General features: G+C 62.7%; 12 protein-coding genes. 9 read left to right on the forward strand and 3 right to left on the reverse strand.

What is annotated here, in order from left to right; genetic code table 11:
* Positions 1-14 precede the first annotated feature (14 nt).
* A complete protein-coding gene (locus ACR9WD_RS06520) occupies positions 15-1,289 on the forward strand; it encodes an MFS transporter (RefSeq protein ID WP_052253862.1) in 1,275 nt (424 codons plus the stop codon).
* A 114-nt stretch (positions 1,290-1,403) separates the two neighbouring features.
* Here ACR9WD_RS06520 and ACR9WD_RS06525 read toward each other — a convergent pair whose 3' ends face one another.
* Positions 1,404-2,099, reverse strand: coding sequence for an IclR family transcriptional regulator (locus tag ACR9WD_RS06525; protein WP_066137671.1), 696 nt, complete (start codon positions 2,097-2,099; stop codon positions 1,404-1,406).
* A gap of 272 nt (positions 2,100-2,371) precedes the next feature.
* On the opposite strand from ACR9WD_RS06525, the gene ACR9WD_RS06530 reads away from it, so the two are divergent.
* Complete coding sequence (locus tag ACR9WD_RS06530; protein ID WP_149596696.1) at positions 2,372-3,712, forward strand: MFS transporter; 1,341 nt, start codon at positions 2,372-2,374, stop codon at positions 3,710-3,712.
* A 137-nt stretch (positions 3,713-3,849) separates the two neighbouring features.
* On the opposite strand, the gene ACR9WD_RS06535 is transcribed toward ACR9WD_RS06530, so the two are convergent.
* Both ACR9WD_RS06535 and ACR9WD_RS06540 read right to left on the reverse strand, forming a co-directional pair.
* Positions 3,850-4,854 carry a LacI family DNA-binding transcriptional regulator gene (locus ACR9WD_RS06535; RefSeq protein WP_434923193.1) on the reverse strand — a complete coding sequence of 335 codons (1,005 nt, stop codon included), beginning with the start codon at positions 4,852-4,854 and terminating at the stop codon, positions 3,850-3,852.
* 113 nt (positions 4,855-4,967) lie between these two features.
* On the reverse strand, positions 4,968-6,656 hold the full coding sequence (locus tag ACR9WD_RS06540) for a glycoside hydrolase family 13 protein (RefSeq protein WP_434922986.1): 1,689 nt from the start codon (positions 6,654-6,656) through the stop codon (positions 4,968-4,970).
* Between the two features lie 266 nt (positions 6,657-6,922).
* Here ACR9WD_RS06540 and ACR9WD_RS06545 point away from each other — a divergent pair, with 266 nt between their 5' ends.
* From ACR9WD_RS06545 to ACR9WD_RS06575, 7 genes are all read left to right on the forward strand, one after another.
* Entirely contained in the window at positions 6,923-8,191 is a 1,269-nt protein-coding gene (locus ACR9WD_RS06545; RefSeq protein ID WP_038992122.1) for a sugar ABC transporter substrate-binding protein, read from the forward strand.
* A gap of 115 nt (positions 8,192-8,306) precedes the next feature.
* Positions 8,307-9,902 (forward strand): ABC transporter permease subunit, encoded by a 1,596-nt coding sequence (locus ACR9WD_RS06550; protein WP_143181132.1) that lies wholly within the window; start codon positions 8,307-8,309, stop codon positions 9,900-9,902.
* Positions 9,902-10,816 carry a sugar ABC transporter permease gene (locus ACR9WD_RS06555; protein WP_121866577.1) on the forward strand — a complete coding sequence of 305 codons (915 nt, stop codon included), beginning with the start codon at positions 9,902-9,904 and terminating at the stop codon, positions 10,814-10,816. The genes ACR9WD_RS06550 and ACR9WD_RS06555 overlap by 1 nt, the downstream gene beginning before the upstream one ends.
* 101 nt (positions 10,817-10,917) lie before the next feature.
* Positions 10,918-11,907 carry an HAAS signaling domain-containing protein gene (locus ACR9WD_RS06560; protein WP_285675851.1) on the forward strand — a complete coding sequence of 330 codons (990 nt, stop codon included), beginning with the start codon at positions 10,918-10,920 and terminating at the stop codon, positions 11,905-11,907.
* 62 nt (positions 11,908-11,969) lie between these two features.
* Positions 11,970-12,725, forward strand: coding sequence for a TetR/AcrR family transcriptional regulator (locus ACR9WD_RS06565; protein ID WP_121866578.1), 756 nt, complete (start codon positions 11,970-11,972; stop codon positions 12,723-12,725).
* Positions 12,726-12,821: 96 nt separating this feature from the next.
* A complete protein-coding gene (locus ACR9WD_RS06570) occupies positions 12,822-14,378 on the forward strand; it encodes an MFS transporter (RefSeq protein WP_121866579.1) in 1,557 nt (518 codons plus the stop codon).
* Positions 14,379-14,421: 43 nt separating this feature from the next.
* The gene (locus ACR9WD_RS06575) at positions 14,422-14,838 is read left to right on the forward strand and encodes an META domain-containing protein (protein WP_038992131.1); all 417 of its coding nucleotides are present in this window, start codon (positions 14,422-14,424) and stop codon (positions 14,836-14,838) included.
* The last annotated feature ends 1 nt before the right edge of the window (position 14,839 follow it).

The following is a 14,839-nucleotide window of genomic DNA, read 5'->3' on the forward strand; positions in this document are numbered from 1 at the left end:
GTCATGGAGTTTTGTTGACTCAGCATACTTTGTCGAAGGAAAACAGTGAGGAATCCGAGAAAATGTCCGGATACTCCGCGTTAGTTCCTTTGGTGGGAGCACCGTTCCTGCCACTCACTTTCCTTGCACGTCTCCCGCTCGCGATGCTCACCATCGGGTCCATGACCCTGGTGACCGCAACCACCGGCTCCTATGCCATGGGCGGCCTGGCCGCGGCCATGGTTGGCCTGGGATCCGCCGTGGGCGGCCCCAGCATCGGCTATCTGGCCGACCGCGTCGGCCAGCGCCCGGTCTTGACCACTGTCGCCGTCATCCACACGATCCTCCTGGTGGCCCTGACCCTCTTCGGCAATTCCGGCCCCGACATGTCCGCGGCGCTGCTCGCAATCCTGTGCCTTGCCACCGGTGCCACCGGCCCGCAGGTCGGTCCGATGTCCCGTGTCCGCTGGATCTCCATCACCCGCCAGCAGAAAAAGAATCACAAGGTGCTGTCGGCGGCCCTGAGCCTTGAATCGATGTTCGATGAACTGGGCTTCGTCTTCGGCCCGGTGGCCGTCGGCCTGCTGGCCTCCTTGGTGGATCCGGTGTTGCCGCTCTACCTCGCCGCGCTGTTGACCCTCGTGCTGGTGCCGGTCTTCGCCTCGCACCGTACAGGCCATGCCGTGAAGCCGGTGAAGAATACCGAACACGCGCCGAAGGTCTCGATCAGCGGCGCGCAGGTTGCCTCGATCGGAGCCCTGATCCTCGGCATGGTGGCGCTGGGCACGGTCTTCGGGTCCTCGGCAGCCGGTACCCTGGCCTTTGCCGGCGCGCAGGGCGACTCCAACTCCGGTGGCCTGCTTTATGGCGCCATGGGCTTCTCCAGTGCGATTGCTGCAGTCTCCGTGGCAGCGTGGCCGCAATCCTTCAAGCAGATCAACCGCTGGATCCTGTGCGGCGCGGCACTGACGGTGCTCAGCTTCGGGATGCACGTGGCCGGCAATGTGCCGCTGATGCTGCTGGCCCTGTTCATCGCAGGCTTTGCCGTGGGGCCAGTGATTGTCACGGTCATGACCCTGGGCGGTGAAGTCGCTCCACCGCAGCGCCTGTCCACCGTGATGACCATGCTCTCTGCCGGCATCGTGGTGGGAACCGCGATCGGCAACGGACTGGCCGGCGTTTTTGCCGAAACCCTGGGCTATCTCGGCGCCTTCTGGGTCTCCACCGGTGGCGCGCTGGTGATCTTCCTGGCCGCTGTGGCAATGAAGCTCATCGTCGCGAAGTCTCCGTCGCTGGCCCGCGTCCGCTAGGGAGCGAACGCCAAGAACCGTGCATCCGGCCGCCATGGCCGGATGAGCAGAATCCCGTGGCACTGCAGCCATCAAGGTGCAGTGCCACGGGATTTCGTTCTGTGCCGGGAATTCCTAGTGCGCGAGCTTGTCGCTGATGCGTGCCGCCGCGTGCTTGAGCTCCTCGATCATGCGCTCGTAGTTGCCGGCCGTGCTGGTCGCGAAGACCACGGCCAGCGCCGCCGGGGTTTGCCCCGAATGCTGGATCGGAACGGCAATGGACTTCACGCCCTGGATGACTTCATTCTCGCTGGTGGCATAGCCGTCAACCCGTGCCTGGGTGGCAGCGTCACGGTACTCGATGCCCGTGTCCAGCGCATCCCACTCGGCCTTGGTGTAGCGCGACTGGATTGCGATGCCGGCGGCTCCCACGTCCATGCCGTGCACCGAACCCGGGCGGTGGACAATCGCGCGCTGGGAGTTCAGCGGGGAGACCGACTGCAAGGTGGTGCACAGGTCATGTTCCCAGACGGCCACGAAGGTGGTCATGGACAGTTCGTTGGCCAGTGCGTTGAGCTCGGGAGCGGCGGCCGCCTGCAGATCGCGCTGGACCGAGCGGGCAAGCACGGCCAGGCCGGAGGCCGAGCGGATATGGCCGGCCTCATCGCGGTTGAGCAGGTGATGCTGTTCCAGGGTGCGGATGATCCGGTAGGCGATGGATCGGTGGACTTCCAGCTTCGCGGCGATTTCCGCGATGGATAGGTTCACCGGGGAATTGGCGACGATTTCAAGGACGCGGATTCCACGCGAAAGCGTCTGGGAGGTAGGCATTGATCTTCAATCCGGCCTGCGGCGTTGCGGGAACGTCGTCGAGGCCTGCTTAGTGAGCCTGGGGACCAGGAAGGTCCGTGATCTATCTTCGATTTTAGTCGTTCTCTATTAGAACACCGAATTCGCTGTCGGGGCGGGTCGCAAAGTGCCTGCCTGCCTGCATGGGGTCACGTTTGGGGCAGATCTTGTGATCCGCTTCACTCTGCGCTTATGATGGTGTGCGACATATAACCGTCCGAACGGTCGGTATACTACTCGCAAAAGGTCTTCACATGTCATCGACTGTCTCTCGCACCCAGGAGGAGCGCCGGGTACTTGCCGGCACCCTCGTGGGCACCACCATTGAGTGGTACGACTTCTTCATCTTCGCCCAGCTCACCGCGACGCTGCTGACCCCGCTGTTCCTCGAGCCCCTGGGCGAGTCGAACCCGGGCATCGCGCAGATCCTTTCCTTCGCAATGATCGGCATCTCCTTCTTCTTCCGTCCGCTCGGCGCAGTAGTTGCCGGGCACCTGGGCGACCGCTACGGACGCAAGCGCATCCTGGTGCTCACCCTGATCCTCATGGGCATTGCCACCGCTGCCATCGGCCTGCTGCCAACCTACGCATCCATCGGCGTGGCCGCGCCAATCCTGCTCGTGCTGCTGCGCGTGATCCAGGGCTTCTCGGCCGGCGGCGAATGGGGCGGCGCCGCCTTGATGGCGGTAGAGCATGCACCGAACCACCGCCGCGGCTACTTCGGCGCCTACCCGCAGATCGGTGTGCCTATCGGCATGATCCTGGCTACCGGCCTGCTGTACATCCTGCGTGTTGCCATGAGCCCGGAAGACTTTATCGCCTGGGGCTGGCGCATCCCGTTCCTGCTCTCCATTGCGCTGATCTTCGTGGGCTACATGATCCGCCGTGCGGTCGAGGAATCCCCGGTCTTCAAGCAGCTCTCCCAGCGCAAGGCCGCCGAGCACACGCCGTTGCGCGAACTGATGACCGGCCACACCAAGCAGGTCCTGCAGGCTGCGCTGATCTTCATCTCGAACAACGCCGCCGGCTACCTGGTCATCGCGTTCTTCATCTCCTACACCACCAAGGTGCTGGAAATGCCGGTTGCGCCAATCCTCTTGGCCACCACCATTGGTTCGGTGGGCTGGCTGATCTTCACCCTGGTCGGCGGCTGGCTCTCGGATAAGATCGGGCGCCGCGCGACCTTCGTGATCGGCTACGCGCTGGTCTTCGTCTGGATGATCCCGATGTTCATGCTGGTCGATACCGGCAACATCGTGCTGTACACCATCGCCATCTTCGTGCTGACCGTTGGCCTGGGCCTGTCCTATGGCCCGCAGTCGGCAATGTACGCGGAAATGTTCCCTGCACAGATCCGCTACTCGGGCATCTCCATCGGCTATGCGCTCGGTGCTATCCTAGGTGGTGCCTTCGCTGCCACCGTGGCGCAGATCCTGCTGGAGACCACCGGCGCTTCGGTCTCGATTGCCGTCTACATCATGGTGCTGACCGTCATCTCCGTGGCGGCCGTGCTCTGGGTGGGCGAGACTCGCGGACGCAACCTGCATCTGGAAGAAGTCGAGGGCGAACAGGCCGACTCGACTGTGGTGCACTAATTCCACAGCAGCGCGATGCCCGCGCGGGCACTGGATCAAGCGATCCGGTGCCGGCGCGGGCATTTGCGTGTTCGGCGATCGGCGATATCGATGACAGCCAGTGGAATCAGCGGGCTGGTGAATCCCTGTCCAGGCTGCTAGGCCGGTCGGGTGGTCGATGAGCGCACGACCAGCCGATGCTCCAATTCGTGGGCCTGTGCCGGTTCCTCTCCGCGGATTGCCCGCAGCAGCATCGCGACCGCCAGCTGACCCTGCTCATGCGGTCGCTGCTCGACGGTGGTCAAGCCGAAAAGTTCGGCAAGGTCATGGTTGTCTACGCCGACCACCGAGAGATCCTGCGGAAGCTGCAATCCGAGATCGCGCGCGGCCAGGATGGCGCCGATGGCCATTTCGTCACTGGCCGCGAAGATTGCGGTGGGCCGGGACGCCGGGTTGCCCAGCAGCTGCTTGGCCACTGCGTAGCCCTGGGGCAGGGTGAAGTCGGCGCTCACAATCAGCGACTCATCCACTTCAAGCCCAGCCTCGGCCAGGGCCCGCTCATAGCCGGTGCGGCGGTGCGTGGGCACCAGGAAGTCCACATCGGTTTCCGCGTTGCCGCCGATGAAGCCGATGCGTTCATGGCCCAGGGAAACCAGGTGCCCGGTCGCGAGGGCCGAGATCGCTTCGTCGTTGACATACAGCGTGGGCACGCCGGGCAACGGGCCGCCCACGCCAACCAAGGGCTTGTCCACCGCCAGCAGCGCCTGGACCTCGTCCTCGGCCAACTCGACATTGACCGCGATGACCGCATCTACCCGCTGGCGCAGCAGGAAATCGGAGAAGATCTTCTCGCGCTGGGTGCGGTCCTTGGTCAGCTGGTAGAGGGTGGTGTCATAGCCCTCGTCCATCAGGCGGCTGGAGATGCCTTCTAGCACGCAGGCATAGAACCAGTGGTTGATCACCGGCACGAGCACACCGATATTGCGAGTGCGGCCCGATGCCAACCCGGACGCGGAGGAAGAGACCACGTAGCCCAGTTCCGCGGCGGCACGCTGCACCGCCTCCTGCGCGGCCGCAGAGACCGAACCCCGCCCAGATAGCGCGCGAGAGACGGTGGCAATGGATACGCCAGCGGCTTGCGCGACGTCCTTGATTCCGGCCACTTCATGTCCTTCCTTCATGCCAGTAGCCGCGGCTGGGGGAAATCTCTTTCCCATGGCCGCGGCTACTGCCTAACGTTACCCGGTGCGGCTGCTGCCGGAAACTTGATTGCTCCCTATGCCAGCTGGAACCAGATGGCGGTTTCGCCCGGGATCATTCCCGGTTCCGCGGACTGCTCCATTTGGCTGCGCACCAGCTCGGTGGCGCTGTACGCCTGCACCGGCAATGGCAGGGGGGTTGCGGCGTAGTTGGCCACGACCAGCACGTTGCCGTTGGCGAAGGCCAGGACCTCGTCCTCGGTGCCGTCGATCCATTGAAGGGTGCCGGTGCCCAGCGCGTGGTCCTGGCGCAGCTGCAGCAGGCGGCGGTACAGGTTCAGCGTGGAGGACTGGTCTTCGAGCTGCGCATCGCGGGCGTAGGAATCCCAGCCGGCTGGCTGCGGCAGCCAGCTTTCGCCGGTCGAGCTGAAGCCGAAGGCCGGCTTGCCGCTCTCCCATGGCAAGGGGACGCGGCAGCCATCGCGGCCATAGCGTTCGCCATTGGTGCGGAACCAGGTCGGATCCTGGCGCGCATCATCGGGTAGGTCGATTGCTTCCGGCAGGCCCAGTTCCTCGCCCTGGTAGAGGTAGGCGCCGCCCGGCAGGGCCAGCATCAGCGTGCTGGAAGCGCGTGCGCGGCGCAATCCGACGGCAGGCTCTGGCAGGTTCGGGGTGTTCGGGCCAATGCCCTCGCCCTGCGGGTTCTCATCGGTCAGCGCCAGGCGGGTCGCATGGCGCACCACGTCGTGGTTGGAGAGCACCCAGGTGCTCGGTGCGCCGACCTTGCCGAACTCCTGAAGGGACTCGTCGATGGTCTTGCGGATCTGCTTGGCATCGAAATCGCAGGAGAGGTACGGGAAGTTGAATGCCTGGTGCATCTCGTCGTTGCGCACCCACTTCGCCATCAGCGACAGGGGATTGACCCATGCCTCGGCGCAGAGCACGCGGTCGCCCTCGTACTCGTCCATGACCTTGCGCCAGTCGCGGTAGATTTCATGAACGCCGTCCTGGCCCCACCACGGAGCCAGTTCTTCGGTGCCGCCCATCGAAGCTGCCATGGGGTCCGGCGTGAAATCGGGCAGGCCTTCGGCCTTGATCAAGCCGTGGGCCACGTCGACGCGGAAGCCGTCGGTGCCCCGATCCAGCCAGAAGCGCAGGACGTCGCGGAACATCGCGCGGACTTCCTCGTTGTGCCAGTTGAAGTCAGGCTGCGAGGAATCGAAGATGTGCAGGTAGGACTGGCCGGTGCTGCCATCCGGGTTCCTGGTTGCGGTCCACATCGGGCCGCCGAAGACCGAACCCCAGTTGTTCGGGTGTCCGGTTTCCGGGGTGTCCTTGAAGATGAAGCGGTCGCGTTCGGGGGAGCCGGGAGCTGCCTGGAGCGCCTCCTGGAACCATGGGTGCTGGTCCGAGCAGTGGTTCGGGACCAGATCGATGATGACCTTCAGACCCAATTCATGGGCCCTGGCCACCATCGCGTCGTAGTCTTCCAGGGTTCCGAACAGCGGATCCACGTCGCAGTAATTCGAGACGTCGTATCCGGCGTCCTTCTGCGGGGAAGTGAAGAATGGCGAAAGCCAGATCGCGTCGACCGAAAGCTGCGCGATGCTTTCCAGGCGTTGGGTAATTCCGCGCAGGTCGCCCATGCCATCGCCATTGGAATCGGCGAAGGAGCGCGGGTAGATCTGGTAGATCACCGAGGAGCGCCACCACTGCGCGTTTTCGGCCTGCACAGGGAAATCAGCTGCTGAACGAATTGAAGTCATGACGGTAACGATAAATGATCGAACGCAGAATGTAAACGCTTGCAATTATGATCTACGGATTACGCCTCCTGAGTTGCCGTGATTCCACGTAAGGGTGATTAAAACTGATTTTATGGCTACTCTTGTCAAAGCTGATGATCTATGCCACGCTGTAAACGCTTACAAATATGGTGTTACTCGCACCACTCACGACCCGACCGGTAGCCATAGCTGATATCGCGGCCAGCCCGGTCCCTGATGACACAGTTGTCACGAAAGGACATCCCATGAAGGTGAACAAACACCCTTGGCTTCTTGGCGGAGCGTTGACGGCGATTGCCGCACTCTCGCTCACCGCTTGCGGTGGGTCCGCCACCAGCGAACCAGCAGCATCGTCGAGCCCGGCCGCCGCGGAATCCTCCCCGGCAGCCGCTTCCGGCGGCAAGCTGACCGTCTGGGTCGATGCCAACCGCGAACCAGTGCTGAAGGAAGCCGCCGCAGACTTCGAGAAGCAGTCCGGTGTCAAGGTGGACCTGGTGATCAAGGACTTCTCCAAGATCCAGGAAGACTTCCTGCGCCAGGTGCCAACCGGCAAGGGGCCGGACATCACCATCGGTGCCCACGACTGGCTGGGCAACCTGGTCAACAACGGCGTGGTCCAGCCGGTTGAACTGGGCGGCAAGGCCGGCGAGTTCCAGGATGTGGCAGTGACCGCGATGAGCTACGAGGGCAACACCTACGGCGTTCCGTACGCCACCGAGAACCTGGCCCTGCTGCGCAACGCGGATCTGGTCGACGAAGCCCCTGCGACGTTCGATGAGATGATCGCCGCCGGCGAGAAGGCCGACACCGAATTCCCATTCCTGGTGCAGGTCTCTGATGTTGGCGATCCATTCCACGCCTACCCATTCCAGACCTCCTTCGGCGCACCGGTGTTCGGCACCGATGAAAAGGGCGCCTACGATCCGGCCGACCTGCAGATCGGCAACGAAGGCGGCATCGAATTCGCCAAGTGGCTGGCTGAAGAGGGCGAAGAAGGCAACCTGAAGACCAGCATCGACGGAGACATTGCCAAGGAGAAGTTCGTCTCCGGCGACTCGCCATTCTTCCTGACCGGTCCATGGAACGTGGACGCTGTCGAAGACGCTGGCATCAATCTGGAAATCGATCCGATTCCATCGGCTGGTGGCGAGCCAGCCCAGCCTTTCGTCGCAGTCCAGGGCTTCTTCGTTTCCTCGAAGACCGAGAACCTGCTGGCAGCAACCGAATTCCTGACCAACTACATCGGCACCGAGGAAGTTCAGACCGAGCTGTACGAGGTAGGCAACCGACCGCCAGCCAACAAGGCGGCCTTCGAAGCTGCCAAGTCCGATGAGACCATCGCCTCCTTCGGCGAGGTCGGCGCTAACGGCGTTCCGATGCCGAACATCCCTGAAATGGCGGCCGTATGGGAGTTCTGGGGTGTGGCCGAGGCCGAGATCATCTCCGGCAAGGCTGATCCGGCCAAGCGCTGGAAGCAGATGACCTCGGACATCGAGAAGGCCATCTCCAAGTAGTACCGCCTGCCACCAGGCACACCGATGGCGCTGGGGACGGAAGGCGATCCTTCTGGCCCCAGCGCCTGCAATCCAGCAGCATTAGCTGCACTTGATCGACAGGGACATCTGGAAGATGACAAAGACTGCCCACCAGGGGCCGCAATCAAGCACCGAGGAGACGAAGCCCAAGCTGTCACCGGCGGCCAGGCGCTTCGCCAACGCCACCAGCACCTCCGTTGGCGCCATGCTCGCCAAGATCATCCTGGTGGCAATCGTCGATGCGACGGCCATCTTCGCGGTTTTCACAGCGCTGGGGCGCGAAGCCTGGGTGATCGCCTCGGCGATCGCCGTGATCACCGTGCTGATCAACGTGATCTACTTCAAGCGCGGCTGGCTGCCGGCCAAGTACCTGCTGCCGGGCACCATCTTCCTGCTGATCTTCCAGGTCTTCGTGATCGGCTACACGGGGTACATCGCCTTCACCAACTACGGGTCGGGACACAACTCGGATAAGGACGATGCGATCACCGCGCTGCTGCAGTCCAACCAGAACCGCGTCGAGGGAAGCGCTGGCTACCCGGTGTCCATCCTCGACGGGCAGGACGGGCTGGCGATGCTCATCGAGCGCGATGGCCAGCAAATGCTCGGCGACGCGGATCAGCCGTTCGCCCCGGTCGATCCTGCAGCCCTGGGGGACTACTCCGAATTGGCCTTCGGCGATCTGCTGGGTCGCCAGCAGGAGGTCACCTCGCTGACCGTTCCGGTCAGCGAGAACCCTGCCGATGGCACCCTGCGCACCAGCGACGGGCGCACCGCATACCAGTACACCTCGTCCCTGAAATACGACGAAGCCGCCGACACCATGACCGATCAGAAGACCGGCGTGGTGTACAAGGACACCGGCGTCGGCGCGTACACCGCCGAAGATGGCACACAGCTGATGCCCGGCTGGTCCATCAACGTGGGCTTCGACAACTTCACCCGCGCGGTCACCGACTCCTCGATCCGCAACGCCCTGTTCTCCGTCACCGTGTGGACATTCGCCTTCGCCTTCTTGTCGGTGGCAACCACCTTCTTCCTGGGCCTGTTCCTCGCAATCGTCTTCAACGACATGCGCATGAAGGGGCGGAAGATCTACCGTGTCATCTCGATCCTCCCGTACGCCTTCCCGGCGTTCTTGGGCGGCCTGGTCTGGGCCGGCATGCTCAACCGCGACTTCGGTTTCATCAACCAGGTGCTGCTGGGCGGGGCGCAGATCCCGTGGCTGACCGACCCGTGGCTGGCGAAGTTCTCGGTGCTCTGGGTGAACCTGTGGCTCGGCTTCCCGTACATGTTCCTGGTCTGCACCGGCGCGCTGCAGTCCATTCCGGATGAGCTCTCCGAAGCGGCCACCCTCGATGGGGCGAAGCCATTTCAGATCTTCCGCTTGATCAAGCTTCCGCTGCTGCTGGTCTCGGTAGCTCCGCTGCTGATTAGCTCCTTCGCGTTCAACTTCAACAACTTCAACGTGATCTACATGCTCACCGAAGGCGGGCCGCGCCTGCAGGATGCAGGATTGAACGTGGGATCCACCGACATCCTGATCTCCATGGTCTACAAGGTGGCCTTCGTCGGCTCGCAACGCGACTATGGCCTGGCCAGCGCCTTCTCCATCATCATCTTCGTGATCGTCGCGATCATCTCGATTATCAGTTTCAAGCAGACAAAGGCACTGGAGGAGCTGAACTAATGAGCACCCAAATCACCGGCCGTCCCGCGGCACGCGCGCTCAGGGAACGGGCACCGCGGCGAGGCTTTGGCAAATGGTTCGCCACCACCGGCTGGCGCCACCTGATCGGCGTAGCCCTGTGCATCTATGCGGCGTTCCCGTTGCTCTATGTGCTTTCGGCATCGCTGAACCCCAACGGCACCCTGCTGTCCTCCAACGGCTTCTTCACCACCGTCGGCTTCAACAGCTATGTGGAGCTGTTCCAGAACGAGCAGCGTCCCTTCGGTGCTTGGTTCGTGAACACCTTGTTCATCGGCCTGACCACGGCCGCCGCCTCCGTGTTCCTCGGGGCGCTGGCCGCCTACAGCTTCTCGCGGATGCGTTTCACCGGGCGCCGCGTGGGCCTGGTCAGCCTGCTGGTCGTGCAGATCTTCCCGCAGCTGCTGGCAGTGGTGGCGATCTTCATCCTGCTCACCTCGCTGGGAGATGTCTTCCCGGTGTTGGGCATCGACAGCCAGATCGCCTTGATCATGGTGTACCTGGGCGGCGCACTGGGAGTGAACACCTACCTGATGTACGGCTTCTTCAACACCGTTCCAGTGGAAATCGATGAAGCGGCGAAGATCGATGGTGCCGGCCACGCCCGCATCTTCTTCACCATGATCCTGCGCCTGGTGGCGCCGATCCTGGCAGTTGTCGGCCTGCTGTCCTTCATCTCCAGCACCTCGGACTTCGTCATCGCCTCCGTCATCCTGGTCTCCCCGGAGAACCAGACGCTGGCCGTGGGCCTGTACTCCTACGTTTCGGAGGAGTTCACTTCCAACTGGTCGGTCTTCGCCGCCGGCGCGGTGCTGGCAGCAATCCCGGTGATGGCGCTGTTCCTGTTCCTGCAGAAGTACATTGTCGGCGGGCTCACCGCCGGCGCAGGCAAGTAGCGCTCGAGCACCTCTACGCTGCTCGAAGAGGGGGCAACGCCACTGGCGTTGCCCCCTTTTCCTGTGCTGGCCAAGCGCTCGGAGCACGTAGAGTAAATGGCATGAAGCCCTACCTGCCGCGCGCCGCCCGCAACTATTTGGAGCAACTTCGCCGGGCCTTGGATTTCTTGTCGCTGGAAGAACGCAACGAGGTCATTGAAACGACCAAGCAGGAGATTCTCCGCCTGCCGGGCGGCGGACGCCGCAAACGCGATCTGGTCCGCCTGCTTGGCGAGCCTGCATCCCGTGCGCGCAAATTCGAACGCCATGAGCCCGAAGCCCTGGAAGTCAGCAGCGGCAAGCACTTCCTGACGCGCATCCTGGCATGGCCAATCTCCGCGCTTGCCTTGCTCACCCTGATGGTGGTGCTCTTCGCCCCGCCCCAGACCGCCTTGGTCGAGGGGCAAGGCTTCGGATTCGTTGCCGGGGGAGCAAGCGGCTTCCTGGGGAAACTTGAATTGCTGATCGGCTCGCAGCTGCTTTGGCTGGCCTTCATTCCGGCCATCCTCAGCCTCGTGCCGTTGTGGCTTCCGAATATTGCCGGCACCATCATCCAGATCCTTGGGGCGGTGATCATGACCGCCATCTGCGTGGCCGGTGGCGGAACGCTCGCTCTCTACTTCGTCCCGGTCACCGTGCTGCTCTGGGCACAGGTATTCACCCCGCTGCTGATGATGCGTGGTTCCATGGCCAGGCCAGGGCCAGCCTGGCTCATCTGCGCTGCCGTGCTGCTGATCCTGGTTGTCGGGTATGCCAGCTACCAGGGGCTGGCTGGATTCAGCGGTGCACCGTGGCTGATTGCGGCTCCGGCCGCGCTGCTGGCTGTGCTGGCGCTGCTGCTGCCGTTCCGCTGGAAGCTGGCCCATATTGCCCTGGTGGCAGCCGGCCTGCTGGTGATGGCTGCTGGATTCGTCGCCGCGCTGCCCGGAACCTACGGCGCAGTTCTAGCGTGGCCATGGCTGGCTGGCGGGATGGGCTTCGCCGTAGGCCATCTCGCGGTAGCCGCGGGCATGTGGCATGAGCGGGCCAGGAAGTTGCTGGCCCTGTTCTAGCGTTTTCAGGTCTTGTGGTGCTTTATGGGATTTTCCATAGGGAATGCGTATATCCTCTTGGCATGGCCGAAAACAAGGAAAAATCCTCTCCTGAACCTATAAAACGAGGTCGCGGGCGCCCGCGCAAGGACTCCGAGTTCCAGACCCTGAGCAAGGATCAGATTGCCCAGAAGGCATTGGAAATAGCCGGTGCCGAGGGCTATGACGCGCTGACCATGCATCGTCTTGCGACCGAATTCAATGTCACCCCGCGGGCGTTGTACAACTATGTGGCTGACCGCCAAGAAGTCATCAACCTCGCCGTATCGCGCTTCATATCGATCAATCCGCTGATCGAATTCGACTGCAACGACTGGAAGCGTGGCGTGACCGAAGCCTACAATGCGACGCGCAAGGCCTACCGCGCCTACCCCCGGGCATCGCAGATGGCGCTCGACGAAAAGCTCAAGGTCGAGCCCGGCCCATTCCGCAACGAATTGATGGAACGGATCCTAGCGTTCTACGTGGATATCGGATTGACGCTCAAACAGGCTGTAGCGCTGGTCCGCGCACTGGAACGCGACGTCCTGGGTTTCGTGATGCATGTGGATTACTACTACGACCGCCGCTCAAAAGACAGACCGGACTATGTGAGCTCGCTGGTGCCGCTCCAATTGCTTGACGCCTACCCGGAAGTTCCCACGCCGCTGGCACGCCAATCCCTCGAGTTGCCTCAGCAAGACAGCGACGACCTCTTCGAGGAAGTTATCGAGTTGAGGTTGCTGGCCATTGCACAGATGCTCGAGCTCAATCGCACCGCCGAGAATCCCGAACAGTGAAAAGCACGTCGACAGGGAATAATAGCCAACCGGCTGGCGCTGTAGGTTGCAGGGCCGCAGGAATCTGCGGCCTGGAATTCGTGTGAAAGTTGGCCCATGTCCCAGAGCAAGCCGCATCCGGCACCAGTTGCTGAAGAACTCTCGGCCGGGGCCCGGTGGCGTTTGCTCGGCGTGCTGCTCGCCGCGATGTTCATGTCCCTGGTATCGGTCAGCATCGTCAATGTGGTTCTCCCCGCTATCGGTTCCACCCTGCACGCTACCGAGGCCGACCTGCAATGGGTGCTGGCAGGATATGCGCTGACCTTTGGCGTGGTGCTGGTTGCCGCCGGACGCGCCGGGGACCTGCTGGGCCGCGGCGTGATGTTCGTGGCAGGCGTCGCGATCTTCACCGCGGCCAGCGTCCTGGCTGGCCTGGCAGCTGATCCATTGGTCTTGAACATTGCGCGCTTCATCATGGGCATCGGCTCCGGATTGCTCAACCCGCAGGTGATGGGCATGATCCAGCAGCATTTCCGTGGCGCTGCCCGTGGCCGGGCCTATGGCTTGCTGGGCACAGCTGTTGGCTTCTCGGTCGCCATCGGACCGGTGCTGGGCGGACTGCTGATCAACTGGTTTGGCGAAGACGCCGGCTGGCGTTCCACCTTCCTGATCAACGTACCGGTAGGAGTGCTGGCAATTGTCCTTGCCTTGCTGTGGCTGCCCAAGCCGCTGTTCAGCAAGCCAACGGGCAAGGTGGATCTGGATCCAGTTGGCGGTTTGCTGCTGGCAGTAGGCATTTTCGCCCTGCTGCTGCCCTTCGTGCAGGGACGCGAAACCCCGTGGCTCTGGTCGCTTCTGGCCTTGGCCTTCCTGCTCCTGGTGCTCTGGGTCCAGTGGGAGAAGAAGTACAAGAAGCGCGGTCGTGAACCAATGGTGGAACTGGCTTTGTTCAAGATCCGCAGCTTCACCAATGGCACGCTGATCGCAGGCCTTTACTTCATGGGGGTTTCCAGCGTCTGGGTGCTGGTGGCAATCTATGTCCAGCAATCCCAGGGCTTCAGCGCACTTCAAGCAGGATTGATCTGCCTTCCGGCCGCACTGCTGTCGGCCTTCAGCTCCGATATTGCCGGACGCTACGTGATGACCTTGGGGCGGAAATTGGTTATTGGCGGCATCCTCAGTGCACTGTTCGGCCTGCTGGCCACCATTGCCGTGGTGCTCTTGGAAGAGCGCGGGGTGCTGGGCATCTGGTGGATGCTGCTTTCGCTGGCCTTCATCGGAGTGGCGCAGGGCTTCATCATTTCGCCTAACCAGGCGCTGACCCTGATGGAAGTTCCCGTGGCCAACTCCGGCAGCGCCGGAGGCTTGATGCAGACTTCCCAGCGCGTAGGCACCGCCGTGGGCATTGCGGTGATCACCGCTGTCTTCTACGGCATGAATCATATTGCCGGCTATTCGCTGGCAATGTCGCTCTCCTTTGTTGCCATTTCGTTGCTGGTCTTGGCCACCCTCGTGGTCGGCGTCATCGACCTGCGCCATGGCCATGCCGCGCACGCCAAGCCGGAAGCTGAGGAAGTAGTTCCGGCCAGCACCGGCGCGCAGCGTACGGTGACAGGGGCTATCGAGATCGCCGGGCCGAAGGAACCAACCCAGCCAGTAGACTCCCAGCCATAATTCGGTGCTGGTCAGCGGAGGATTCTGGACCTAGGCTGGGACCATGAAGCGATTCTTCCTGAGCAGCGCAGCAGTAGCTCTGGCCTGTGGCGTTGCCGCCTGCGCATCTACCGGGAGCGGGTCTGGCGCCAGCCAGCCAACCGAAAGCGAGACCAGCGTGATACTGCAGGATCCGGCAGGTTTGTGGGGCAGCAAGGAACAAGGCCAGCCGTGGCTGGAACTTTCAGCGGACGGCAAGGTCGCCGGCAGTGATGGCTGCAACCGTATTACCGGCACATGGAGCGGATCCGAAGAGCTGGAATTCGGCGCGTTGGCTTCGACCAAGATGTACTGCGAAGGCGTGGATGACTGGCTTTCGCGTGCCGCCACCGCCAAGCTGGAGGAGGGCAACAAGATGCTTGTTCTTGACGCCAACGGCGAAGAGCTGGGAACCCTTGCCTATGGTGGCAGCAATTCCTAGC

Origin of the sequence: Glutamicibacter sp. PAEs-4 (assembly GCF_051161755.1) — a bacterium.
GTDB classification, from domain to species: domain Bacteria; phylum Actinomycetota; class Actinomycetes; order Actinomycetales; family Micrococcaceae; genus Glutamicibacter; species Glutamicibacter nicotianae.